At 39.1% G+C, this 2,753-nt stretch carries 3 protein-coding genes; 1 reads left to right on the forward strand and 2 read right to left on the reverse strand.

The features are described from left to right. Positions 1–10: 10 nt before the first annotated feature. Positions 11–250, reverse strand: coding sequence for a hypothetical protein (locus A7D21_RS33955; protein ID WP_141718328.1), 240 nt, complete (start codon positions 248–250; stop codon positions 11–13). Continuing rightward, complete coding sequence (locus A7D21_RS33960; RefSeq protein WP_141718329.1) at positions 243–806, reverse strand: replication/maintenance protein RepL; 564 nt, start codon at positions 804–806, stop codon at positions 243–245. Before A7D21_RS33960 ends, A7D21_RS33955 begins: the two co-directional genes overlap by 8 nt. 885 nt (positions 807–1,691) lie before the next feature. On the opposite strand from A7D21_RS33960, the gene A7D21_RS33965 reads away from it, so the two are divergent. After that, positions 1,692–2,741 carry a hypothetical protein gene (locus tag A7D21_RS33965; RefSeq protein ID WP_141718330.1) on the forward strand — a complete coding sequence of 350 codons (1,050 nt, stop codon included), beginning with the start codon at positions 1,692–1,694 and terminating at the stop codon, positions 2,739–2,741. Positions 2,742–2,753: the final 12 nt, after the last annotated feature.

The raw sequence follows: 2,753 nt of genomic DNA on the forward strand, positions 1-2,753 counted from the left end.
CCCAGAATGGCTACTCAACAGAGTTTTTCAGAATTATTTCAATTTCATCTTCGAAAAACTCTATTTTTTCTTTTAAATAACGATAAAAGTCTTTTGTCTCCTGTGGAATTATCTTAACTAATGCTAACTCCTCAATTTTTTTTCTTTGTGCTTCTAATTCATCTTTTCTGGTATTTAAAAAACAAAATATGATGTAATTGTCATTAAAAACCATTGTTTTTAATGTATCCCTCCAAACAGGTTCATTCATTTTCATCCCCCTCTGAATTTATTAGTGAAAGTTGTTCTCCCGGATAAATAATTGGAATTTTTTTAAGTTTAACATTGCTCCAATCCTCAAAATCTTCGTCTTGATCAGCACCACAAGCAACAACAGTTGCTGTAAAAATCGCAAATTTCTCTTTGATTTGGTTGTCGGTAGACCAAAACACGTTTGAATTGACAACGTAGGCGTTGGCATTACCTACTTTAATAATGTTGATAAACTTCGCTTCTCGTAGGTCTTTAATTGCCTTGGAGCATGTGTTTCGTTTCTTCTTGGTTATCTGCTCTAATGTCTTATAAGACATAATAACAGCATTTTGCTTGTTCATTTTTTCAACAAACACAAGCAAGATTTGTGCTGCTGTTGAATTTAATTTAACTAAGCCGCGAAGCTGCTTAAGTTCTTTTTTATATAACTGTACAAAATCGATATTTTTCTTTTGATTTTTCTCTGCATCACGCTCTTCAAGCATTGTCAAAAGTCTAGCATTACTATCTCTAAGTCTTGCTATTTCTGCATTTATTTGTTCTTGTGTTTCCACATTTATACCTATAATAATTGTTCATTAATAACAAATTATCATATTAGTTTCTTTTGTCAATGGGTTGTATCTTTTATCGTGCGGCATGTCTCGCCTACCGGGACATCTATGTATCCTCCCACGATACATCGATGTATCGTGCCACGATACATAGATCATTCATGCCTATCACGCGTAAATTATTGATTTAAAAGGATTTTTTTAAAAAAAATCTGAAAAACAGGGCATTTTCCCTCTTATATCTGTTTTTAACCTGAGATCTCAGGTGTCTTTTTGCAATCAGGACAGGGGTGATCTCACAGGCTGGATTGCACCATCGAGGCAATCGAAAGCAGTGAAATGGCTGGCTAACGCCTCACTGCGTTCGTTGTTGGGCCGTCTGACGCACTGGGACGAAAAAGCCGTCCCAGCACCTCAGACGACCTCGATCAAGCAGCCAGCAGCCTCACAGGAGCTTTAAGGGTTGACGTGGTGGTGGGAGCAACCCCACCACTGTCCAACCCGCTTTTGCTGTGCCGTTGACTGACAGCCACAAAACCATCCCGGTAGGAATGGTTTATGTGATGGCACCGTCACCGGTGATTGTTCTGGTGATAAAAGCAGGAGCAACGCGGATTGCTTTTAGAAACAAACAAGCATCTGGAATAAACCGGAACGGTTTATGTAAGACATTGACGCTTTTGACTGTAAGCTTTTGACTTGGGCTTTTGACCTGTTTTTGACTTTGATTTTGCTTCTGGGGTTTGGGGGTATCCCCCAACAAGTAGGAAGGCGAAGCCGTCAACCCGAAGGGTTGTCCTATCTTGAATACCTATTAATAACTGGGGGTTAGTTGCAAATATTTAAAGGCATGGTAAAACATATATATCAACAATAAATTTTATTATGGCGAAGATCAAAAACTGGACAGTAATATCCCAACGAGTTAAAGAAAGACAAGATGGATTAGTTACATATTCTAAATATCTACTGGATGAGAAACATAAGAACCATTCAAAAAATGAAACTCGCATAGTGCCACTACATGGCAAAATGAACGAGTTTGTGAAAAGTTCCATATGTGAAACATTGGACTTTGATATGTCGAATAAGAAGGGTGGTAGAAAAGTCGAATCATACGCACAAAGTTTTGTGCTGAGTTTGCCTGATACAGTGCAAAAACCCACTGATGAACAGTGGAAAAGGATATCCGGTGATATTATTAGAGCAGCTCATAAGCATTTAAAACCTGATGAGCCTGTCAATGACTTTGGTAGAAAGTGTTTTTCAAATCTGCACGACCAAGATAACCCACACATGAACCTTTTAATCCCACGCATATACAAAGGCGAAAGACTGGATAAGCTGGATAAAAAGGGCATGATATTAGCCATGAAACAAGCGTTTAATGCGTCGGTTATGAAGCATTGTAGTATCAACTATGAAAATTTTAAACCCGAGAAACCGGGTCGTGGTAAAAGATTGTTAGAATGGCAATTGGAACAACAAGCAGCAAGAGAAGAACAAGAAAAATCAATTCAACTTAGACAAGAAGCCACGTTAGTGGCTCAATCAGCAGCGGCACAGCTTTTGGTGGCCCATAAGGCCAAAGCTCTGTCAGAAACGTCTAGGATCGAGGCTGAGAAGGCCACAGCACAGGCCCATCAGGCCAAAGCTGAGGCAGTTCAAGCCATTACCCTACTGGGTGAGATGAAGAGCTTATTTAACCAGTTTAAAACGTCCTTGCAGGACTGGATAAGGGGCATTAAGACCGATGATGTGTTGCTGGAAGAGTTGAGCCATAGCGAAGCTGTAACAACGGCTGAAAACATACAAAAACATCCTATTTATGATCAAGAAATAGAGTATGTAATGTTCGAATCAATAGAACAGGCCGAAGCTGAAACGAAAAAACCTGATATATCAGATCAGGTTAGGCGTATAAAAATAAAATAAGTGCGAAGCACA

It is taken from the genome of Pseudomonas sp. AP19 (assembly GCF_001728855.1).
Classification (GTDB): Bacteria; Pseudomonadota; Gammaproteobacteria; order Pseudomonadales; family Pseudomonadaceae; genus Aquipseudomonas; species Aquipseudomonas fluorescens.

Excerpts from the sequence above, each read along its gene's own strand:
- A7D21_RS33955 (WP_141718328.1), bottom strand. The coding sequence starts at position 250 with ATGAATGAACCTGTTTGGAGGGATACATTAAAAACAATGGTTTTTAAT.
- A7D21_RS33965 (WP_141718330.1), top strand. The coding sequence starts at position 1,692 with ATGGCGAAGATCAAAAACTGGACAGTAATATCCCAACGAGTTAAAGAA.